Annotated in this window: 18 protein-coding genes; 12 read left to right on the plus strand and 6 right to left on the minus strand. The window is 71.6% G+C overall.

Annotated features, from left to right (window positions below; genetic code table 11):
- The 4 genes from NH339_RS11310 to NH339_RS11325 form a co-directional block, all read right to left on the minus strand.
- Positions 1-679: DUF2786 domain-containing protein (locus NH339_RS11310; protein ID WP_253025346.1), on the minus strand; the 679-nt coding region annotated here is incomplete at its 3' end.
- Positions 676-1,521: a PAC2 family protein gene (locus NH339_RS11315; RefSeq protein ID WP_308207064.1), complete on the minus strand. Its 846-nt coding sequence runs from the start codon at positions 1,519-1,521 to the stop codon at positions 676-678. The genes NH339_RS11315 and NH339_RS11310, both read right to left, overlap by 4 nt.
- 39 nt (positions 1,522-1,560) lie before the next feature.
- Positions 1,561-5,229, minus strand: coding sequence for a methionine synthase (metH, locus tag NH339_RS11320; protein ID WP_253025376.1), 3,669 nt, complete (start codon positions 5,227-5,229; stop codon positions 1,561-1,563).
- Positions 5,230-5,488: 259 nt separating this feature from the next.
- Positions 5,489-6,781: an MFS transporter gene (locus tag NH339_RS11325; protein WP_253025348.1), complete on the minus strand. Its 1,293-nt coding sequence runs from the start codon at positions 6,779-6,781 to the stop codon at positions 5,489-5,491.
- Positions 6,782-6,855: 74 nt separating this feature from the next.
- Here NH339_RS11325 and NH339_RS11330 point away from each other — a divergent pair, with 74 nt between their 5' ends.
- The 5 genes from NH339_RS11330 to NH339_RS11350 all read left to right on the plus strand — a co-directional run bounded on the left by NH339_RS11330 (position 6,856) and on the right by NH339_RS11350 (position 11,894).
- A complete protein-coding gene (locus tag NH339_RS11330) occupies positions 6,856-7,503 on the plus strand; it encodes an HAD family phosphatase (RefSeq protein ID WP_253025350.1) in 648 nt (215 codons plus the stop codon).
- Between the two features lie 37 nt (positions 7,504-7,540).
- On the plus strand, positions 7,541-8,494 hold the full coding sequence (locus NH339_RS11335) for a site-2 protease family protein (RefSeq protein ID WP_253025352.1): 954 nt from the start codon (positions 7,541-7,543) through the stop codon (positions 8,492-8,494).
- Positions 8,491-9,378, plus strand: a complete 888-nt coding sequence (locus NH339_RS11340; RefSeq protein ID WP_253025354.1) for a tRNA (adenine-N1)-methyltransferase — start codon at positions 8,491-8,493, stop codon at positions 9,376-9,378. Before NH339_RS11335 ends, NH339_RS11340 begins: the two co-directional genes overlap by 4 nt.
- A 279-nt stretch (positions 9,379-9,657) precedes the next feature.
- Entirely contained in the window at positions 9,658-11,370 is a 1,713-nt protein-coding gene (gene arc / locus NH339_RS11345; RefSeq protein WP_253025356.1) for a proteasome ATPase, read from the plus strand.
- A 95-nt stretch (positions 11,371-11,465) separates the two neighbouring features.
- On the plus strand, positions 11,466-11,894 hold the full coding sequence (locus NH339_RS11350; protein WP_253025358.1) for a GNAT family N-acetyltransferase: 429 nt from the start codon (positions 11,466-11,468) through the stop codon (positions 11,892-11,894).
- Positions 11,895-11,945: 51 nt separating this feature from the next.
- On the opposite strand, the gene NH339_RS11355 is transcribed toward NH339_RS11350, so the two are convergent.
- Positions 11,946-13,121: a glycosyltransferase family 1 protein gene (locus NH339_RS11355; RefSeq protein ID WP_253025360.1), complete on the minus strand. Its 1,176-nt coding sequence runs from the start codon at positions 13,119-13,121 to the stop codon at positions 11,946-11,948.
- A 140-nt stretch (positions 13,122-13,261) separates the two neighbouring features.
- Between NH339_RS11355 and dop the strand changes: the two genes are divergently transcribed.
- The 4 genes from dop (at position 13,262) to prcA (ending at position 17,252) form a co-directional block, all read left to right on the plus strand.
- On the plus strand, positions 13,262-14,764 hold the full coding sequence (gene dop / locus NH339_RS11360; protein WP_256475312.1) for a depupylase/deamidase Dop: 1,503 nt from the start codon (positions 13,262-13,264) through the stop codon (positions 14,762-14,764).
- Positions 14,765-15,517: 753 nt separating this feature from the next.
- On the plus strand, positions 15,518-15,718 hold the full coding sequence (locus NH339_RS11365) for a ubiquitin-like protein Pup (protein WP_067857466.1): 201 nt from the start codon (positions 15,518-15,520) through the stop codon (positions 15,716-15,718).
- An 11-nt stretch (positions 15,719-15,729) separates the two neighbouring features.
- On the plus strand, positions 15,730-16,545 hold the full coding sequence (prcB, locus tag NH339_RS11370) for a proteasome subunit beta (RefSeq protein WP_253025362.1): 816 nt from the start codon (positions 15,730-15,732) through the stop codon (positions 16,543-16,545).
- A gap of 11 nt (positions 16,546-16,556) precedes the next feature.
- On the plus strand, positions 16,557-17,252 hold the full coding sequence (prcA, locus tag NH339_RS11375) for a proteasome subunit alpha (protein ID WP_253025364.1): 696 nt from the start codon (positions 16,557-16,559) through the stop codon (positions 17,250-17,252).
- 44 nt (positions 17,253-17,296) lie between these two features.
- On the opposite strand, the gene NH339_RS11380 is transcribed toward prcA, so the two are convergent.
- Positions 17,297-18,277, minus strand: coding sequence for an aldo/keto reductase (locus tag NH339_RS11380; protein ID WP_253025366.1), 981 nt, complete (start codon positions 18,275-18,277; stop codon positions 17,297-17,299).
- A gap of 77 nt (positions 18,278-18,354) precedes the next feature.
- Between NH339_RS11380 and pafA the strand changes: the two genes are divergently transcribed.
- The 3 genes from pafA to NH339_RS11395 all read left to right on the plus strand — a co-directional run.
- Positions 18,355-19,716, plus strand: coding sequence for a Pup--protein ligase (gene pafA, locus NH339_RS11385; RefSeq protein ID WP_253025368.1), 1,362 nt, complete (start codon positions 18,355-18,357; stop codon positions 19,714-19,716).
- A 108-nt stretch (positions 19,717-19,824) separates the two neighbouring features.
- On the plus strand, positions 19,825-20,748 hold the full coding sequence (locus tag NH339_RS11390) for an FKBP-type peptidyl-prolyl cis-trans isomerase (protein ID WP_253025370.1): 924 nt from the start codon (positions 19,825-19,827) through the stop codon (positions 20,746-20,748).
- 20 nt (positions 20,749-20,768) lie between these two features.
- The coding region (locus NH339_RS11395) for a YafY family protein (RefSeq protein WP_253025372.1) at positions 20,769-21,494 on the plus strand (726 nt) is incomplete at its 3' end.

Genomic DNA, 21,494 nt, shown 5'->3' on the forward strand with positions numbered 1-21,494 from the left:
GCCCCAGGTCGGCGCGCTCGCCGCTGGCGTAGCCGTCGGCGAGCCCGCCACCGCTGAGCCGGCGCCGCGGCGCGCGCCGCAGGTCGCCGTACCGGGCGTGCATGGCCGACTCGACCTCCGCGCTGCGGTCGGCCAGGACGAGCTCGACCGACGGCTTGTCCTCCGAGCGCTCCGCCTGGGCCTCGGCGCGGGCCTCGTCCTCGACGCTGCGCAGCCTGACGTAGACCGCCTGCGCGAAGCCCTGCCACCACGAGCGCCGGAACGCCGCCGTGTGCTCGCCGGGCGGCACGACGACCCGCGCGAGCTCGTGCGCCGCCTGCAGCAGCAGGCTCGTCACGAGGATCTCGGTGCCCCGCACGTCGGCCTCGAAGCCGAACACGTGCACCGTGGTCGTGCGCTCGCCACCGACGAGCACCGACTGGCAGCGCAGCGCGTGGGCGACGTGCACCGCGAGCGTCGCCTTGTCGCGCAGGTAGGGCGCGTCGAGCCGCAGGTAGGCGTCGACGACCCCGCTGGTGCGGTGCCCCTCGGCGGCGAGCAGCGCGGCGTCGATGCCGTAGCGCGCCATCAGCGCCTCGGCCTTGTCGCGGCACGCCTGCGCCTCGGCAGGGGTCGCTCCCGGGTCGTCGGCGAGCACGAGCAGCTGCCGGACCCGACGCAGGGTCGCGTCGTCGCTCACGGACCGCCGTCGACGTTGCGCCGGCGCAGGTAGCGCTCGAACTCGCGCGCGATCGCGTCGCCGCTGGCCTCGGGCAGCTCGTCGGTCGTGTGCTCCTCCTCGAGCTCCGACACGTACTCGGCGATCTCCGGGTCCTGCGCCATGAGGTCGTCGGCGCCGTGCTGCCAGGCCTGGGCCATCTCCTCGAGCGCGCCCTGGGGGAGCGGCACGCCGACAGCGTCCTCGAGCGAGCCGAGGAGGGCCAGCGTGGCCTTCGGGCACGGCGGCTCAGCCACGTAGTGCGGGACGGCGGCCCACAACGAGATCGCCGGCAGTCCGTCGGCCGACGCGACCTCGCCGAGCACCGCGTTGATGCCGACGGGTCCGACGTAGCTGGAGGGCCGCAGCGAGAGCCGCTCGGCCAGGGTCGGGTCGCTCGTGGAGCCGCTGACCGGCACGGGGCGGGTGTGCGGGGTGTCCGCGAGGAGCGCGCCGAGCGTGACCACCTCGGTCACCCCGGCGAGCCGCGCGAGCCCCAGCACCGTGGAGCAGAAGTGCTTCCAGCGGAAGTTCGGCTCGGGCGCCTTGAACAGCAGCACGTCGCGCTCGGACGAGCGCGGGCGCGCGTGCCACAGGGTCGGCGTGGGCCAGTGCAGCACCCGCGCACCGTCCTCGTCGGGGTGCACGATGGGTCGGGTCACCTGGAAGTCGTAGTAGTCCTCCGGGTCGAGCTCGGCGAGCACCTGCGCGTCCCACTCCTCGACGAGGTGGTCGACGACCGACGACGCAGCGTCGCCGGCGTCGTTCCAGCCCTCGAACGCGGCCACCATCCAGGGGTCGTTCAACGGGGGGATCGACTGCACGTCCACCAGCCTACGGGGGAGGGTGTGCAGTGCTGCTCCCTACTCGTCGTCAGGGCGGTACCCGAGGTTGGGGGAGAGCCAGCGCTCCGCCTCGGCGACGCTCCAGCCCTTCCGCTCGGCGTAGTCGGCGACCTGGTCGCGGCCGAGGCGGCCGACGACCATGTACTGCGACTGCGGGTGCGAGAAGTACCAGCCGCTCACGGACGCGCCGGGCCACATCGCCATGCTCTCGGTGAGCTCGATGCCGGTGTGCTTCTCGACGTCGAGCAGCTCCCACAGCGTCTGCTTCTCGGTGTGCTCCGGGCACGCCGGGTAGCCGGGCGCCGGGCGGATGCCGACGTACTTCTCGGCGATGAGCTGCTCGTTGTCGAGCGACTCCTCGGGCTGGTAGCCCCAGATCTCGCGCCGGACGCGCTCGTGGAGCCGCTCGGCGAACGCCTCCGCGAGCCGGTCGGCGAGTGCCTCGAGCAGGATGGCGCTGTAGTCGTCGAGCTGCTCCTTGAACTCGGCGATGCGGTCGGCGCCGCCGAGGCCCGCGGTGACCGCGAACGCCCCCACGTGGTCGGGCAGCCCGGTCTCGAGCGGCGCGACGAAGTCGGCGAGGCTCTTGTGGGCGACGCCCTTGCGGTGCTCGGTCTGCTGGCGCAGGTGGTGCAGGACGGCCACGGACTCCTCGCGCGCCTCGTCGGCGAAGACGACGGTGTCGTCGCCGCGCCCGTTGGCGGGGAAGATGCCGACCACGCCCCGCGCCGTGAGCCAGCGCTCGGCGACGATGCGGTCGAGCATCTCCTGGGCGTCGGCGTACAGCTTGGAGGCCGCCTCGCCCGTGGCGGGGTTGTGCAGGATGTCGGGGAAGCGTCCCTTCATCTCCCAGGCGTTGAAGAACGGCTGCCAGTCGATGTACTGGCGGAGCTCGTCGAGCGGGTAGTCCTCCAGCACGTGCGGGACGCCCACCTCCCACTGCGGCTGCGGCGGGGCGTAGCCGTCCCAGTCGATCGGGGTCGCGTCGGCACGGGCCTCCTCGATGGGCAGGAGCTTGCGCGTGTCCTGCCGGGCGGCGTGCCGCTCGCGCAGCCCGTCGTAGTCGTCCTTGAGCGCCTCGAGGAACTGCGGCTTCTGCGCGTCGGACAGCAGCGACGCGACGACGGGGACCGAGCGCGACGCGTCCTTCACCCACACCACGGGACCGTGGTAGCGCTCGTCGACCTTCACGGCCGTGTGCGCCCGCGACGTCGTCGCACCACCGATGAGGAGCGGGACGTCGAAGCCCTGGCGCTCCATCTCGCCGGCGACGGTCACCATCTCGTCGAGCGAGGGCGTGATCAGGCCCGACAGGCCGATCACGTCGGCGCCGTGCTCCTTCGCCGCGTCGAGGATCTTCTGCGGCGGGACCATGACACCGAGGTCGATCACGTCGTAGTTGTTGCACTGCAGCACCACGCCGACGATGTTCTTGCCGATGTCGTGCACGTCGCCCTTGACCGTGGCCATGATGACGGTGCCGTTGCTGCGGCCCTTGTCGGACTCGTCCTTCGTGGCCTCGATGTACGGGATGAGGTAGGCGACGGCCTTCTTCATCACGCGTGCCGACTTCACGACCTGGGGGAGGAACATCTTGCCCGCGCCGAAGAGGTCGCCGACGACGTTCATGCCGTCCATCAGCGGCCCCTCGATGACCTCGATGGGCTTGCCGCCGCGCTGCTCGATGAGCGAGCGCAGCTCCTCCGTGTCGTCCTCGACGTGGGCGTCGATGCCCTTGACCAGCGCGTGCGTGATGCGCTCGCCGATCGGGAGGGAGCGCCACTCCTCGCTCGCGGCCTCGGCCTTCTCACCGGTGCCCGCGAACTCGGTCGCGATGTCGAGCAGCCGCTCCGTAGCGTCGGGGCGGCGGTTGAGGACCACGTCCTCGATGCGCTCGCGGAGCCGCTCGTCGACCTGGTCGTAGACCACGAGCGCGCCGGCGTTGACGATGCCCATGTCCATGCCCGCGCGGATGGCGTGGAACAGGAACACGGCGTGGATCGCCTCGCGCACCGGGTTGTTGCCGCGGAAGGAGAACGAGACGTTCGAGACGCCGCCCGAGACGAGCGCGTGCGGCAGGTTCTGCTTGATCCAGCGCGTGCCCTCGATGAAGTCGATGCCGTACTCGGCGTGCTCCTCGATGCCCGTGGCGACCGCGAACACGTTCGGGTCGAAGATGATGTCCTCGGCCGGGAAGCCGACCTCGTCGACAAGGATCCGGTAGGCGCGCTCGCAGATCTCCTTGCGCCGCTCCAAGGTGTCGGCCTGGCCGTCCTCGTCGAAGGCCATGACGACGACGGCGGCGCCGTACTTGCGGCACAGCCGCGCGTGCTCGACGAACGGCTCCTCGCCCTCCTTGAGGGAGATCGAGTTGACGATCGACTTTCCCTGCAGCACGCGCAGACCGGCCTCGATCACCTCCCACTTGGAGGAGTCGACCATGACCGGGACGCGGCAGATGTCGGGCTCGGCCGCGACGAGCTTGAGGAAGCGGTCCATCGCGGCCACGCCGTCGATCATGCCCTCGTCCATGTTGACGTCGATGACCTGCGCGCCGTTCTCGACCTGCTGGAGGGCCACGGCGAGGGCGGTGTCGTAGTCGCCGTCGCGGATGAGGTTGCGGAAGCGGGCCGAGCCGGTGATGTTGGTGCGCTCGCCGACGTTGACGAACAGCGAGTCGGCGTCGACGACGAGCGGCTCCAGGCCCGAGAGGCGCAACGCCGGCTGGACGGTGGCGGGCACCCGCGGGGGGAGGCCCTCGACGACCTGGGCGATGTGCGCGATGTGGTCCGGGGTCGTGCCGCAGCAGCCGCCCACGAGGTTGTAGAGCCCCGCCTCGGCGAACTCGCGCAGCACCGCCGCCGTCTGGTCGGGCGCCTCGTCGTACTCGCCGAACGCGTTGGGCAGACCGGCGTTCGGGTAGCAGGACACGAAGCAGTCGGCCAGGCGCGACAGCTCCGCGACGTACGGACGCATCTCCTCGGCGCCGAGGGCGCAGTTCAGGCCCACGAGCAGCGGCTTCGCGTGGCGCACGGAGTACCAGAAGGCCTCCGTGGTCTGGCCCGAGAGCGTGCGCCCCGACGCGTCGGTGATGGTGCCGGAGATGACGATCGGCCAGCGCCGCCCGTACTCCTCGAACACCGTCTCGACGGCGAAGATCGCGGCGCGCGCGTTGAGCGTGTCGAAGATGGTCTCGATGAAGACGAGGTCGGCACCGCCGTCGAGGAGCGCCCGCGTGGCCTCGGCGTACGCGTCGACGAGCTCGGTGTAGGAGACGTTGCGCGCACCCGGGTCGTTGACGTCGGGGGAGATCGAGGCGGTGCGGGTGGTCGGGCCGAGCGCGCCGGCGACGTAGCGCGGCCGGTCGGGGGTCCGGGCGGTCACCGCGTCGGCCTCGCGGCGCGCGAGGGCGGCCGCCTCGTAGTTCAGCTCGTAGGCCAGCTCGACCATGTCGTAGTCGCGCAGGGAGACCGCGTTCGCGTTGAACGTGTTGGTCTCGATGACGTCGGCGCCGGCCTCGAGGTACTCGCGGTGGATGCCCGCGATGATGTCGGGCTGGGTGAGCGTCAGCAGGTCGTTGTTGCCGACCACGTCGCTCGGCCAGTCCTTGAAGCGCTCGCCGCGGTAGCCGGCCTCGTCGGGCCGGTCGCGCTGGATCGCGGTGCCCATGGCGCCGTCGAGCACCATGATGCGCTCCGAGAGTCGGGCCGTCAGGTCCTCGGTGGCGTCGGGACGCCACGCCTGGGGTCGGGTCACACGCTGCTCCACTGTCGCCTCAGTCCTCCACGATCGACACGAACGGACGGCGTCCTCCGGCCTGGTGCACGGAGCGGTGACGTCCTGGTGATGGTGGGAACCCCCAGCCGGCGGCGGGCTCGCGTGGACCTTCGCGGAGATTCGTGCACCATCATCCCACGAGAACGCAAGGTGACGCGGGAGGTCACGCTCACAGGGGGTGCGCGGCCTCGTCGGCCGGCATCCGTGCCCAGACGACGGCGACGACCGCGGCGACCACCGGGACCACCGCGGCGACGAGGAACACCTCGCGGACACCGACCAGCTCGCCTGCCGGGCCGGCGAGGGCGACGGACGCCGGCACGAGCAGCAGCGAGACGAAGAAGTCGAGGCTCGACGCTCGGCCGAGCAGGTCCGGCGGCACCCGACGCTGCAGCAGCGTGCCCCAGATCACCATCGGCGCGGAGAGCAGGACGCCGACGACGAACAGGGCCGCGGCGATGGCCGGCACCGACGACGTGAAGCCGACGACCACGAACGGCACGCAGCCGAGGCCCCACATGAGCACCATGACGGTGAGGTAGCGCCGCGGCATCCTCAGCATGCTCATGCCGAGCGACGCGAGCGCGCTGCCCGCGCCGTACGCGGCCAGGATCCACGCGTGGCCCGTCGCGTCGCCTCCGCCGTCCTTCACCACGAACGGGATGAGCACGTCCATCGGACCGACGACGAGCAGGAGCATGAGGCAGGCGAACAGCAGCGTCGCGAGGAACCAGGGTGTCCTGACCATGTAGCGCACCCCGCCGCGCAGGTCGGCGACGGCGCCGCGGAGGGGGTGGTCGCCGAGCGCCGCGGCATCGCGCCGCAGCGGCACCGGGTGCAGGAGCAGCAGGGTGAGCAGGCAGCCCAGCTGGCAGACGGCGACGAGCAGCAGCGCCCAGGCCGGGGAGGCCAGCGCCACGACGAGGCTGCCGAGGGCAGGCCCGCCGGCGTGCTGGAGCGTCGGTCGCAGGAAGCCCTCGATGCCGTTGGCGGCGAGGAGGTCGTCGGCCTCGACGACCGACGGCAGCAGTGCGCTGTAGGCCGGGAAGTAGAAGCCGACCGCCATGCCGAGCACGGCGCCACCGACCGTCAGGTGCCAGATCTCCAGCCCGCCGGCGAGTGCCAGCGCCGCGACCACGGCCAGGACCACCATGCGGGTGGTCGCCGTGGCCATGAGGATGCGCCGCTGGGGCACCCGGTCGGCGGCGACGCCCCCGACGAGCACCGTGACGACCATGCCGAGGGCGTAGCCCGTGACGGCCAGCGAGAGCGCTCCGGGACCACCGCCGAGCGCGATGACCTGCCACACGACCGCGATGACCCAGACGCCCTCGCCGAGCAGCTCGAACGCCGCCGCGCCGATCAGCGGACGGTACTGGCGGTGGCGGAACGGGCGCAGCGGTCCGCGGGCCCACCCCCGGACCGGCAGCGCGCCACCGGGACGGGGCGTGAGCTCGGTCATGTCGGTCCCAACCTAGGCGTCGGCTCCGACAGGCCGTGTCCGAGGGCCGGGGTCGGATCTCCTAGGCTCGTGCGGTGACCACACCCGCCGCCGTCCTCTGGGACCTCGACGGCACCATCGTCGACACCGAGCCCCTCTGGATGGCCGCCGAGACCGCGCTCGCCGCGCAGCACGGCGCGACCTGGACCGAGGAGGACGGGCTCGGTCTCGTCGGCAACGACCTCATGGAGTCCGCGCGCATCATCGAGGCCCGGATCGGCTCGGGACTCACGCCGGAGCAGATCGTCGCCCACCTGGTCGACGAGATCGCCGTCGCGATGCGCCGCGACCTGCCGTGGCGCCCGGGCGCACGGGAGCTGGTGCACGCGCTGGCCGACGCCGGCGTGCCCCAGGCGCTGGTCACGATGTCGTACCGCGAGATCGCGCAGCCCGTGGTCGACCTCCTGCCGTTCGACGCCGTGGTCACGGGCGACAGCGTCACCCACGGCAAGCCCCACCCCGAGCCCTACCTCGCCGCAGCGCGCGCACTCGGGGTCGACGCCGCCTCCTGCCTCGCCATCGAGGACTCCGCCACCGGAGCAGCCTCGGCCGACGCCGCCGGCTGCGTCGTGCTGGCCGTGCCGCACATGGTGAGCGTGCCCGACGGACCCCGTCGGAGGCTGCGCACCACCTTGGCCGGCCTCGACCCCGCCGGTGTCGCCGCCCTGTGGTCGGGCGCCTGAGCACGCCGACGCGGCCCGCACCGCTAGGTTGGGAGGCGTGAGCGTCCCGTCGAACCCGCCGCCGCGTGGCACGATCCGCTTCGGCCGGCTGGGCGGCGCCGACCTGGTCGCCCGACCGTCGCTCCTGGTGATGGGCGTCGTCCTCGTGGTGCTGTTCGCGCCGCGCTTCCAGGCGGAGGCCCGGACGAGCGCGTACCTCCTGGCCGCGAGCTTCGTCCTCGCCCTCTACGTGTCGGTGCTCGTGCACGAGCTCGCGCACCTGGGCGTCGCCCGCGCCTTCGGCATGCGCGTCCCGTCGGTCACGTTGCACCTGCTCGGCGGCGAGACGGCCATCGAGGGGGAGAGCCGCACGCCCTGGCAGGAGCTGCTGACGTCGGTCGTGGGTCCCCTGGCCTCGCTCGGGATCGGGCTGCTCGCGCACGCCCTCGCCGACGGCAGCGACGGCGGCGCGCGCGACCTGTGGTGGTCGATCGGATGGGTCAACCTGCTCGTGGCGGCCTTCAACATGCTGCCCGGCCTCCCGCTCGACGGGGGCAGGGTGCTGCGTGCCCTCGTCTGGATGGCCACCCGGTCCGAGCGGCTCGGCGTCGTGGTGACCGCGTGGATCGGACGGGCCGCGGCCGTCGGCATCAGCGCGTTCGTGCTCTGGCGCGCCGCGCAGGGCGAGACCTGGAGCGCCCGCTGGTGGCTCGACGTCGTGCTCGTCGCGTTCGTCGCCTCGTTCCTCTGGGTCGGTGCCACCGGCGCCCTGCGCGGCGCCGACCGCGGCACCCGCATGAACGGCCTGCGCGCCGACGAGCTCGGCCGTCCGCTCACCGACGACGTCTCGCCCCACTGGCCCCGCCTCAGCGTCCGGACGCAGGGCACCGCCCTGCTGCGCGCGATGACCGCACGCCCGGCCGAGGTGTACCTGCTCGTCGACGACGAGGAGCGGCCGGTGGGCGTCCTCCTGGCGTCGGACGTCGACGCCGCCTACCGAAGGGAATCATGACCACCTGGATGCGCAGCGGACCGTTCGTCGAGGGCGAGTGGGTCCGACTCTCCGACGCCAAGGGTCGCAAGCACAACATCCGGCTCGAGGCCGGGCGGGAGTTCTCGACGAAGAAGGGCCAGCTCCGCCACGACGACATCATCGGCGAGCCCGAGGGCATCATCGTGACCTCCACGCTCGAGGGTCAGTACCAGGTGTTCCGGCCGCTGCTGTCGGAGTACGTGGTCTCGATGCCGCGCGGCGCGGCGATCATCTACCCGAAGGACGCCGCGCACATCGTCACGATGGCCGACATCTACCCCGGCGCGCGCGTCGTGGAGGCCGGTGCGGGCTCGGGCAGCCTGACCGCCTACCTGCTGCGCGCGGTCGGCCCGGACGGCCACCTGGGGTCCTACGAGATCCGCGAGGAGTTCGCCGAGACGGCGCGCAGGAACGTGGAGCAGCTCGTCGGCACGGACCACCCGGAGTGGACGCTCACCGTGGGGGACGTGCGCGAGGTCATGGCGGAGCCGGAGATCGACCGGCTCGTCCTCGACATGGTCGACCCGTGGTCGTGCGTCCCGCTCGCGGCCGAGCGGCTCGTGCCCGGCGGCATCGTCTGCGCCTACGTCGCCACGACGACCCAGCTGTCGCGCTTCGTCGAGACGCTGCGCGCCGACGGCGGCTTCACCGAGCCGCACGCGTGGGAGACCATGCAGCGCTCGTGGCACCTCGAGGGCCTCGCCGTGCGTCCCGACCACAAGATGGTGGGCCACACGGCGTTCCTCGTCACCGCGCGGCGCATGGCGCCGGGCCACCCGGCCCTGGAGAAGACCCGACGCCCCGCACCCGGCGCCTACGGCCCCGACTACACCGGGCCGCGGCCGGCCGGCACCGAGCTCTGACCCGCCCGGCGGGGGTTCCGGGCCGTGGGCGGAAAGACGGCCTGGCGGGGGTTCCGGGCCGTGGGCGGAAAGACGGCCCGGCGGGGGTTCCGGGCCGTGGGCGGAAAGACGGCCTGGCGGGGGTTCCGGGCCGTGGGCGGAGGACGGCCCGGCGGGGGGTCCGGGCCGTGGGCGGAGAGGAGCCCCGCAACACGATCGTCATCCGACGCGCGCCGAGACGACCTTTCGTGCAACCTGATCTCCGTTAGGGTCGAACTCGACGAGCAGGAGGTGGCGATCGTGAACGAGAACCCCCGTGGCGCCGACCACGAGCTGGCATATCTGCGCGCCGAGGTCGAGCACCTCAGGCGACGCCTGGGCTCGGAGGGGTCACTCGACTCCCGGCTCTCCGACCTCGAGGCGCGCCTGGCCTCCACGACGTCGCAGAACGAGCGGCTGAGCTCCACGCTGCGCGACGCGCGCGACCAGATCGTCGCCCTCAAGGAGGAGGTCGACCGTCTGGCGCAGCCGCCGACGGGCTTCGGCACGTTCCTGCAGCGCAACGACGACGACACGGTCGACGTGTTCACCGGCGGCCGCAAGCTGCGGGTCACCGTCAGCCCGGCGGTCGACCGCGACGAGCTGCGCCGCGGCCAGGAGGTCATCCTCAACGAGGCGATGAACGTCGTGGCCGCGCTGGAGTTCGAGACCACCGGCGAGGTGGTGATGCTCAAGGAGCTCCTGGCCGACGGCGAGCGTGCCCTCGTGCTGGGCAACACCGACGACGAGAAGGTCGTGAAGCTGGCCGACTCCCTCGTCGGGTTGAAGCTGCGTGCCGGCGACTCGCTGCTGCTCGACAGCCGCGCCGGCTGGGTCTACGAGCGCATCCCGAAGAGCGAGGTCGAGGAGCTCGTCCTGGAGGAGGTGCCCGACGTCGACTACGAGTCGATCGGTGGCCTGCGCGGACAGATCGACTCCATCAAGGACGCCGTCGAGCTGCCCTACCTGCACCCCGACGTGTTCGTCGAGCACGAGCTCAAGCCGCCGAAGGGCGTGCTGCTCTACGGCCCGCCCGGCTGCGGCAAGACGATGATCGCCAAGGCGGTCGCGGCGAGCCTGGCCAAGAAGGTCTCCGAGCGCACCGGCGAGGAGGGTCGCTCGTACTTCCTCAACATCAAGGGTCCCGAGCTGCTCAACAAGTACGTCGGCGAGACCGAGCGGCACATCCGGCTCGTGTTCCAGCGGGCGCGCGAGAAGGCCAGCGAGGGCACGCCGGTCATCGTGTTCTTCGACGAGATGGACTCCCTGTTCCGCACCCGCGGGTCGGGCGTCTCCTCCGACGTGGAGAACACGATCGTGCCGCAGCTCCTGAGCGAGATCGACGGTGTCGAGGGTCTCGAGAACGTCCTCGTCATCGGTGCCTCCAATCGTGAGGACATGATCGACCCGGCCATCCTGCGTCCCGGTCGCCTCGACGTGAAGATCAAGATCGAGCGCCCCGACGCGGAGTCGGCGCGCGACATCTTCAGCAAGTACCTGACGCCGACGCTGCCGCTGCACCCCGACGACCTCGCCGAGTGGGGCGGCGACCGCGTCGCGACGACGCAGGGCATGATCCAGCGCACCGTCGAGGCGATGTACACCGAGTCCGAGGACAACCAGTTCCTCGAGGTCACGTACGCCAACGGCGACAAGGAGGTCCTGTACTTCAAGGACTTCAACTCCGGCGCGATGATCCAGAACATCGTCGACCGCGCCAAGAAGATGGCGATCAAGGACCTCCTGGAGACGGGGCAGAAGGGTCTGCGGGTCCAGCACATGCTGCAGGCGTGCCTCGATGAGTTCAAGGAGAACGAGGACCTCCCGAACACGACCAACCCGGACGACTGGGCGCGCATCTCGGGCAAGAAGGGTGAGCGGATCGTCTTCATCCGCACGCTCATCACCGGCAAGGGCGGCAACGAGCCCGGACGGTCGATCGACACGGTCGCGAACACGGGGCAGTACCTCTGAGCGGCGACCTCACCGCGAGCGCGTCGGGTGCGGCCGTCCCCTCGGGGCGGCCGCACCTGCGCGTCGCGCGCTACGACGACCCCGAGGTGGTCGCCATGACCGCGGAGGTGCAGGCCGAGTACGGCCGTCGCTACGGGGGAGAGGGTGACGTCTCGCCGATCGATGCGGAGCAGTTCGTGCCGCCGGCCGGTCTGTTCCTCGTGCTCGAGGTCGACGGCCGGGCTGCGGCGATGGGCGGCTGGCGTCGCGGTGGGCCGCAGGGTGCGTCCGACGCCGAGATCAAGCGGATGTTCGTCCGCGAGACGCACCGTCGGCGCGGTCTCGCGCGGATCGTGCTCGCGGAGCTCGAGCGCACCGCCGCGGAGGCCGGTGTCCGGCGCCTCGTGCTCGAGACGGGCGACCAGCAGCCCGAGGCCATCGCTCTCTACACCTCCAGCGGCTACGCCGACGAGCCTGCGTTCGGGTTCTACGCCGGCTACGACGACAGCGTCCACCTCGCGAAGAGCATCGCCGGGGAGGAGTGAGCGGGAGTCGACTGCCCCGCACCGGTGACCCTGCCGCGGCGACCTCGCCGCTCAGCCCTTGACCATGCGGCGCGTGGTCCAGTGCAGGAGGCCGATGTCCTGGGGGCCGACGCCCGCATGACGCTCGATGGCCGTGGCGTAGTGACCGACGAGCTGGGAGCACACGGCCTGCCAGCCGCGTCCGTCGACGGCCCGACGGGCGGCGCGGCCGAACGCCGCGCGCTTGGACTCGTCGCCGGTCAGGTCGCGCACGAAGCCGGCCATCGCGGCCAGGTCGCCCGCGGGGTACAGCCAGCCCGTGCGGCTGTGGTCGACGAGGTCGACGGGCCCGCCCACCCCGGCCGCCACGACGGGCACGCCGCTCGCGAGCCCCTCCTGGACGACCTGGCAGAACGTCTCCGTCTCGCTCGTGCTCACCAGGACGTCGAGGCTCGCCATGGCGGTCGCGAGCTCGGTGCCGTGCAGCATGCCGGTGAAGTGGGCACCGGGCAGCAGCCGCTCGAGCCGCGCCCGCTCCGGTCCGTCGCCCACGACGACGAGGCGGGTGCCCGGCACGCCGGCGAGGGCCGCGAGGTCCTGCACCTGCTTCTCCGGAGCGAGCCGGCCGACGTACCCGACGAGCCGCTCGCCGTCCGGCGCCGCCGCGCGACGCCAGGCGTCGTCACGGCGGGCGGGGGAGAAGCGCTCCGTGTCGACACCGCGTCGCCACAGCACCAGGCGCTCGACGCCCTGTGCCTGGAGCGTGTCCAGGGTGGCCGTGGAGGGGACGAGGTTGAGGTCGGCGCGGCCGTGCACGTCGCGCACCCGCTTCCACAGCAGGTTCTCGACGCCGCGGATGCCGTAGCGGCCTGCGTACGTGGGCACGTCGGTCTGGTAGACGGCCACCACCGGGATGTCGAGGGCGTTGGCCGCCAGTGCCGCGCGCCAGCCCAGCGCGAACGGCGACGCCAGGTGCACGACGTCGGGGTCGAAGTCGCGCAGGATGGCGGTGACGGGGGAGACCCGACCGGTCGCGACCCTGACGTCGGGGTAGCCGGGGAACGCCCAGGCGGGCAGGGTCACGACGCGTGCGCCGGCGACCTCCTGGGGCACCTCCGTCGCCGCGTCCGGCACGACGACCAGCACCTCGTCGCCTCGCGACGCGAGGTGGTCGAGGACCCTCAGCACCGAGTGCACGACACCGTTGGTCTGGGGGAGGAAGGACTCTGCGACGATCACGATCCTCATGCGTCGAGCGTCGTGGCCGCCGACGTCCGTCGGGCCACGCCCAGGTGACCTCGGGGCGAAGTCGGCGTGACGCTCCGGCACCCGTCCCGTCAGGACGCGGGCGGCCGACGTCGCGAGGACGACACCCCTACGCTGGGCCCATGACGGTGCGTCGGGTCCAGGGCAGCGAGGTCGAGTACGGGATCGCGGTGCAGGGGCAGCCCAGCGCGAACCCCATGGTCGCGTCGACGCACGTGGTGAACAGCTACGCCGCCGCGCACGGCCTGACGCGCCGAGCCCGGTGGGACTTCGAGGAGGAGAGCCCGCTGCGCGACGCCCGCGGCTTCGACCTCAGCCGCGACCGCGCCGACCCGACGCAGCTCACCGACGAGGACCTCGGGCTCGCCAACATCATCCTCACGAACGGTGCCCGGCTCTACGTCGACCACGCGCACCCCGAGTACTCCTCCCCGGAGGTCACCTCGCCCCGCGACGTCGTCGTCTGGGAGAAGGCCGGCGAGCACGTCATGCGTCGTGGTGCCGAGCTCGCCGCGCAGGTGCCGGGCGCGGGCTCGATCGTGCTCTACAAGAACAACATCGACAACAAGGGCGCGTCGTACGGGTCGCACGAGAACTACCTCGTCGACCGGGCCGTCCCCTTCGACGCGATCGTCGCGCAGCTGACGCCGTTCTTCGTCTCCCGCCCCGTCGTCTGCGGCGCGGGCCGGGTCGGGCAGGAGCAGGACGGCAGCGTCCACGCCTTCCAGCTCTCGCAGCGCGCCGACTACATGGAGGTCGGCGTCGGGCTCGAGACCACGCTGAAGCGGCCGATCGTCAACACCCGCGACGAGCCGCACGCCGACCCGAAGAAGTACCGGCGGCTGCACGTCATCGTCGGCGACGCCAACCTCGCCGAGACGTCCATCTACCTCAAGCACGGGACCACGTCGCTCGTGCTGGCGATGCTCGAGGCCGGGTTCCTGTCGCCCGCGCCGGCCCTCGCGCAGCCTGTCGTCGCCCTGCACGCCATCTCGCACGACCCCACGCTCACCGCGCTCGTCGAGCTGCAGGACGGCAGCACGATGACCGGCCTCGACCTGCAGTGGCACTACCTCGAGCAGGCGCGCGCCTTCGTCGCCCGCGAGGGGTCCGACGAGCAGACCGACGACGTCCTCGCCCGGTGGGAGAGCGTGCTGACCCGCCTCGGCCGCGACCCGATGGAGTGCGTGCGCGAGCTCGACTGGGTCGCGAAGCTGTCGCTGCTCGAGTCCTACCGCGACCGCGACGGGCTCGACTGGGACCACGCGAAGCTGCACCTCGTCGACCTGCAGTACCACGACGTGCGACCCGAGCGCGGGATCTACCACCGCCTCGTCCACTCCGGCCGCATCGAGCGGATCGTCGACGACGCGGAGGTGCTCCGCGCCATCGACGAGCCCCCGCACGACACGCGCGCCTACTTCCGCGGCCGCTGCCTCAGCACGTTCGCCTCCGAGGTCGCCGCCGCCTCCTGGGACTCCGTCATCCTCGACCTGCCCGGCTACGAGTCCCTGCAGCGCATCCCCACCATGGAGCCGCTGCGCGGGACCGCCGAGCACGTCGGCGCGCTGTTCGAGGACAGCGCCGACGCCACCGCCTTCTTCCGTACCATCACGGGGCGCTGACCTCTCCTCGTCGGGGCGGTGGTGCGCTGCCTGCGGAGGTCCGGGCGTGCTGGTGCGCTGCCTGCGGGGGTCTCGGCTGGCTGCTGCGCTTCCGCAGGGGTCTCGTCGTGCTGCTGCGCTGCGTCCGCTGGCGCTGGGCCTGACCTCCGAAAAGGCCTCGACCGGGCGGCTGGCGACGGCGCTGGTTCGGGGTCTCCGGCTGCGGGTTGGTGCTGAGGATGGACACAAGAATCTGCGTTGATGCGCTGAGGGTCCAACGGTTCTGCGTTTCCTCCGGGATCCCGTCATGAACGCAGAGACTTTCGCGCCGGCAGCCCGCTATCGGTGGATCTGCAACCGCAGAACGGCTCCTGCGGTTGCAGATTCACCGATAGGACGCGCCGACGCAGAACGGTGGGTCAAGAACGCGGAAACGAAGAATCGTGCGTCACCCGAGAGCCCAGACCAGATCCCGAGACCCGAAGCCAGCCAGCCCCAGGCCCGCTGCCGGTCGAGGCCCTTTCGGAGGCCACACCCAGCGCCAGCCGAGGCGGCGCACCAGCAAGGTCACGAGGCCCGCAGGCAGCGCACCAGCAAGGTCACGAGGCCCGCAGGCAGCGCACGGCACGGTGACGACCACCGCCGCCCGCGCACCGGCAACCACACGACCACCGCACGCAGCGCACCGGCAAAGCCCACGCCCCCGCGCACGACGCACCCGCACCACGTCCAAACCCGAGCGGCGCGTGGGCCTCAGGGGGCTAGGGTGAACCCATGGCCGAGCAGCAGCACAGGACGCCCCGCAGGTCCGACGACGAGCAGGCGGAGACCGCCGAGACCACCGCGCCCCAGGACACCGAGCGCAAGGAGAAGCTCGACGACGACGTCGACGCGATCCTCGGCGACATCGACGACGTCCTCGAGGAGAACGCCGAGGAGTTCGTCCGCAGCTTCGTGCAGAAAGGCGGCCAGTGAACGGCCCAGCGATGCTGCCCGACGGATACCGTTCGGTGGGTGGCTCGTCGTTCGCCGACCTGCTCGCCTCGCAGGCACCCGAGATGATGCCCGGCGCGGCCGGAGCCGCCTCCGGTGAGCTCGCGGGCGTCGCGCACGGCACCACCATCGTGGCCGCCACGTTCGCCGACGGCGTCGTCATGGCCGGCGACCGCCGGGCGACGATGGGCAACGTCATCGCGCAGCGCGACATCCAGAAGGTCTTCCCGACCGACGAGTACTCGTGCGTCGGCATCGCCGGCACGGCCGGCATCGCGATCGAGATGACCCGGCTCTTCCAGGTCGAGCTCGAGCACTACGAGAAGATCGAGGGCGCGACGCTGTCGACCGACGGCAAGGCCAACCGGCTCGCCACCCTCATCCGCGGCAACCTCGGCATGGCCATGCAGGGCCTCGCCGTCGTGCCGCTGTTCGCCGCCTACGACCTCGACCAGCAGTGCGGGCGCATCTTCGCCTTCGACGTCACCGGCAACAAGAACGAGGAGCGCACCTTCCACTCCGTCGGCTCCGGCTCGACGTTCGCGCGCGGCTCGCTCAAGAAGCTGTACGCCGAGGGCATGGACGAGCGCTCGGCCGTCACCGCCGTCATCCAGGCGCTCTACGACGCGGCCGACGACGACACCGCCACCGGTGGCCCGGACCTCACGCGGCGGATCTTCCCGCTGGTCAGCGTCATCACCGCCGACGGCTACCGGGCGTGGGACGAGGCGGAGACCGCCGCCGTCGCCGACGCCGTGATCGGCGGCCGCATGACCCGTCCCGACGGGCCCTCGGCCCCCCTCACCTGAGGAGACCCAGCATGACCGCACCGTTCTACGTCTCGCCCGAGCAGCTCATGAAGGACCGGGCCGACTTCGCGCGCAAGGGCATCGCCCGTGGCCGCAGCGTCGTCGTGGTCCAGTACGTCGACGGCATCCTGCTCGTCGCCGAGAACCCCTCGCAGGCGCTGCACAAGATCAGCGAGATCTACGACCGCATCGGCTTCGCGGCGGTCGGTCGCTACAACGAGTTCGAGAACCTGCGCATCGCCGGCGTCCGGCTCGCCGACATGCGTGGCTACGCCTACGACCGGCGCGACGTCACCGGTCGCGGGCTGGCCAACGCCTACGCGCAGACGCTCGGCACGATCTTCTCCTCCGGCGGCGAGAAGCCGTACGAGGTCGAGATCTTCGTGGCCGAGGTGGGCGACGACGCTGCCGCCGACCAGGTGTACCGCCTCACCTACGACGGCTCGGTCGCCGACGTCCGTGGTCACGGCGTGATGGGCGGACAGAGCGAGCAGGTCGACGCGCACCTCACCGAGCACTACACCGAGGGCCTCGGGCTGGAGGAGGCGTTGCGGCTCGCCGCTGCTGCGCTCGGCGAGGACAGCACCCCCGCCCGGGAGATCGTCGCCTCCGACCTCGAGGTCGCCGTGCTCGACCGCACGCGCAGCCAGCCCCGCAAGTTCAAGCGGCTCACCGACGCGGCCGTCGCCGACGCCCTCGCCGGCTGACCTCGCTGCGGGGGCAGGACACGCTGTCCCGCCCCCGGAGGCGGTCACCAGCGCGGGTGCACGGACTCCCGCAGGTGCTCGTCGTAGATCCGCCGCACGCCCTCGAGCACGGACGCGTCGAGGGTGACGTCGGCGGCCGCCGCGTTGCCCCGTGCCTGCTCGGGGTTCCGGGCGCCGGGGATGACGGTGCTCACGCCGTCCTGCGCGACGACCCAGGCCAGCGCGGCCTGCGCCGGCGTCACGCCGTCGGGCAGCAGCGCGGCGAACTCCTGGGCGGCCCGCACGCCGACCTCGAAGTCGACGCCGGAGAAGGTCTCGCCCACGTCGAACGCCTCGCCGTTGCGGTTGTAGGTCCGGTGGTCGTCGGACGCGAACGTCGTGTCACGCGTGTAGCGGCCGCTCAGCAGCCCGCTCGCGAGCGGGACGCGCGCGATGATGCCGACGCCGGCCTCGCGGGCGGCCGGGAGCACCGCGTCGAGCGGCTTGAGCCGGAACGCGTTGAGGATGATCTGGACCGACGCGACGTTCGGGCGGGCGATCGCCGCGAGGGCCTGGTCGCACGTCTCGACGCTGACGCCGTACGCCCCGAGCACGCCCTCCTCGACCAGCGTGTCGAGCGCGTCGTAGACCTCGTCGTCCTCCACGACGGCGGTCGGCGGGCAGTGCAGCTGCACGAGGTCGAGGGTGTCGACGTCCAGGTTGCGGCGGGAGCGGTCCGTCCAGGCGCGGAAGTTCTCCATCACGTAGTTCTCGGGCACCTGGTCCAGACGGCGCCCCATCTTCGTGGCCACCGTGAGGTCCAGGTCGGGATGGGCGCGCCGGAACGCGGCGATCGCCTGCTCGCTGCGACCGTCGCCGTACACGTCGGCCGTGTCGAGGAAGGTCACGCCCGACTCGACGGCCGCCTCCAGGACGGCGGCGGCGTCGTCGCTGCTCACCTCGCCCCAGTCCGCTCCGAGCTGCCACGTGCCGAGACCGACGACCGACACGTCGCGGCCGGTCCTTCCGAGAGTCCTGTGCTCCATGGCGACGACCCTACGGCCGCCTCGAGCACGCGGCGCTTCGAACCCCATCGGCTGGGACTCAGGACTACGCTGACGACATGGACCGGCGGATCTTCGGGATCGAGAACGAGTACGGCGTCACCTGCTCGTTCAAGGGACAGCGTCGTCTGTCGCCCGACGAGGTCGCGCGGTACCTCTTCCGTCGCGTCGTGTCATGGGGGCGCAGCAGCAACGTCTTCCTGCGCAACGGCGCCCGGCTCTACCTCGACGTCGGCAGCCACCCCGAGTACGCGACGCCCGAGTGCGACGACCTCGTCGACCTCGTGACCCACGACCGCGCGGGGGAGCGGATCCTCGAGGGCCTCATGCTCGACGCGCAGCAGCGGCTCGCCGATGACGGCGTCGACGGCGACATCTACCTCTTCAAGAACAACACCGACTCCGCCGGCAACTCCTACGGCTGCCACGAGAACTACCTGGTCGGCCGCGGTGGCGAGTTCAACCGGATCGCCGACGTGCTCATCCCGTTCCTCGTGTCGCGGCAGATCATCTGCGGAGCCGGCAAGGTCCAGCAGACGCCGCGCGGCACGATCTTCTCGGTGAGCCAGCGGGCCGAGCACATCTGGGAGGGCGTCTCGAGCGCCACGACCCGCTCGCGTCCCATCATCAACACGCGCGACGAGCCGCACGCCGACGCCGAGCGCTTCCGCCGTCTGCACGTCATCGTCGGCGACTCGAACATGAGCGAGACGACGACGCTGCTCAAGGTCGCCACGACCGACCTCGTGCTGCGGATGATCGAGGCCGGCGTGGTCATGCGCGACATGACCCTCGAGAACCCGATCCGCGCGATCCGCGAGATCTCCCACGACATGACCGGGCGTCGCACGGTCCAGCTGGCCAACGGCCGCGAGCTGTCGGCGCTGGAGATCCAGGCCGAGTACTTCGCGAAGGCGGCGGAATTCGTCGACCGGCACGGTCTGCACACGCCCACCATCGACCGGACGATGGACCTCTGGGAGCGGACGCTCAAGGCCGTGGAGTCCGAGGACCTCACGCTCGTGGAGCGCGAGATCGACTGGGTCATCAAGTTCCGCATGCTCGACCGCTACCGCACGGCGCACGGTCTCAGCTGGGCCGACCCCCGCATCGCACAGCTCGACCTCGCGTACCACGACATCCGCCGCGACCGCGGCATCTTCTACCTGCTGCAGAACCGCGGCGCCGTCGCCCGGGTGACGAACGACCGCGACGTCTTCGCGGCCAAGTCGGTCCCGCCGCAGACCACCCGCGCGAAGCTGCGTGGCGACTTCATCAAGCGCGCGCAGGAGCGTCGACGCGACTTCACCGTCGACTGGGTGCACCTCAAGCTCAACGACCAGGCGCAGCGCACCGTGCTCTGCAAGGACCCGTTCCGCGCCGCCGACGACCGGGTCCAGCGGCTCATCGACGGCATGTGAGCACGGGCCCCGCCCGACGTCCGCAGCGTGTTCTGGGCGGTCGTTCAGGCTGCTCTTGGTCGGTGCCGATAGCGTGACGGAGGCCATCACCTCGACGAAAGTGATTCCGTGCGTCGCAACCTCGCCCTCGCCCTGACCTCTGTCCTCGCGCTCGTGCTCGCCGGCTGCGGCGCCGGGTCCGACGGACTCGACGACGTGAAGGTCAGCTCGGCCAAGAGCCCCTCCGTCACGGTCCCCGACGACTTCACCGCGTCGGCCACCGAGACGCGCGTGGTCAAGGAGGGCAGCGGCGCCGAGGTGAAGGACGGCGACACCGTCAAGCTGAACTACGTCGCGGTCAACGGGCGCACCGGCAAGCAGTTCGACAACTCCTTCAAGGCCGAGCGTCCGCTCACCACGAAGCTGTCGACCGAGAGCGTGCTGGCGGGCTTCGTCAAGGGACTGACCGGCCAGAAGGTCGGCAGCCGCGTGCTCGTGGCGATCCCGCCGAAGGACGGCTTCAAGGACGGCCAGGCCCAGTCGCAGGCCGAGCAGACCCTCGGCGTGAAGAAGGACGACACGATGGTCTTCCTCTTCGACATCGTCGGCAAGGTCGGCACCGAGGCCAAGGGCACGGCCCAGAAGCTGCCCAGCAGCGTGCCGTCCATCGTGCTGAAGGACGGCCAGCCGAGCGGCTTCAAGGACGGCAAGAGCGTCACGAAGGACCCCAAGCGGGCCGCCGCGTACGTCGCGATCAAGGGCGACGGCGAGAAGGTCAAGAAGGGTGCGGAGATCACCGCGCAGTACGTCGGCCAGGTCTACCCCGACGGCAAGGTCTTCGACAGCAGCTGGGGCCGCGGCGCGCCGGCGTCGTTCTCCCTCGACCAGGTCATCGCGTGCTGGAAGGACGAGCTCCCGGGCCAGACCATCGGCAGCCGCGTCGTGCTCGTCTGCCCCGCCGACAGCGCCTACGGCGACAAGCCGCCGGCCGGCAGCGACATCAAGGCGGGCGACACCCTGGCCTTCGCGATCGACATCCTGGACGCGTCCTGACCGTCTGACATGCTGGGGGCGTGGCCGACCGCAAGACCGAGAGGTTGATGAACCTCATCTTCACCCTCCTCGTCACCCGTCAGTACCTGTCGAAGGACCAGATCCGCCAGGCGATCGCCGACTACCGCGAGTCCAACCAGGTCGCGTTCGAGCGCAAGTTCGAGCGCGACAAGGAAGAGCTGCGCGAGCTGGGCATCGCCGTGGAGACCGGCACCAACGACAAGTACTTCGACGACGAGCCCGGCTACCGCATCCGCCGTGACACCGCCGAGCTGCCCGACCTCGACCTGACCCGCGAGGAGGCTGCGGTGCTGGGCCTCGCCGCCCAGGTGTGGGAGCACGCCGGACTCGCCTCGAGCTCCACGTCGGCGCTCGTGAAGCTGAAGGCGGCCGGCGTCGACGTCGACACCGACGTGCTCCGCATGGCCGAGCCGAAGCTGTCGGCCCACGAGCCCGCCTTCGAGGTCGCGCTCGACGCGGCCGCCCGCAGCGTGCCCGTGCGCTTCGCCTACCGGCGCCCTGGGGCCGACGAGCCGACGCAGCGGCACGTGGAGCCGTGGCGGATCCTCTCGTGGCGCGGACGCTGGTACCTGGTGGGCCACGACGTCGACCGCGACGCGCCGCGGATGTTCCGGCTCTCGCGCGTCGTGGGCGACCTCGAGCTGCACGGCGAGCCCGGCGCGTTCCGCCGTCCGCCGGAGGAGGTCGTCTCGGCCGCCGCCACCGCGCTCTTCCCGCGTCCGGCC

The sequence above is a fragment of the Aeromicrobium sp. CnD17-E genome (genome assembly GCF_024124745.1).
In the GTDB taxonomy this organism is placed as follows: domain Bacteria; phylum Actinomycetota; class Actinomycetes; order Propionibacteriales; family Nocardioidaceae; genus Aeromicrobium.

Coding starts and splice junctions, on each gene's coding strand:
- metH (WP_253025376.1), bottom strand. CDS start 5,229: ATGGTGCTCGACGGCGCCATGGGCACCGCGATCCAGCGCGACCGGCCC.
- NH339_RS11325 (WP_253025348.1), bottom strand. CDS start 6,781: ATGACCGAGCTCACGCCCCGTCCCGGTGGCGCGCTGCCGGTCCGGGGG.
- NH339_RS11340 (WP_253025354.1), top strand. CDS start 8,491: ATGACCACCTGGATGCGCAGCGGACCGTTCGTCGAGGGCGAGTGGGTC.
- NH339_RS11350 (WP_253025358.1), top strand. CDS start 11,466: ATGACCGCGGAGGTGCAGGCCGAGTACGGCCGTCGCTACGGGGGAGAG.
- NH339_RS11355 (WP_253025360.1), bottom strand. CDS start 13,121: ATGAGGATCGTGATCGTCGCAGAGTCCTTCCTCCCCCAGACCAACGGT.
- dop (WP_256475312.1), top strand. CDS start 13,262: ATGACGGTGCGTCGGGTCCAGGGCAGCGAGGTCGAGTACGGGATCGCG.
- NH339_RS11365 (WP_067857466.1), top strand. CDS start 15,518: ATGGCCGAGCAGCAGCACAGGACGCCCCGCAGGTCCGACGACGAGCAG.
- prcB (WP_253025362.1), top strand. CDS start 15,730: ATGCTGCCCGACGGATACCGTTCGGTGGGTGGCTCGTCGTTCGCCGAC.
- prcA (WP_253025364.1), top strand. CDS start 16,557: ATGACCGCACCGTTCTACGTCTCGCCCGAGCAGCTCATGAAGGACCGG.
- NH339_RS11380 (WP_253025366.1), bottom strand. CDS start 18,277: ATGGAGCACAGGACTCTCGGAAGGACCGGCCGCGACGTGTCGGTCGTC.
- pafA (WP_253025368.1), top strand. CDS start 18,355: ATGGACCGGCGGATCTTCGGGATCGAGAACGAGTACGGCGTCACCTGC.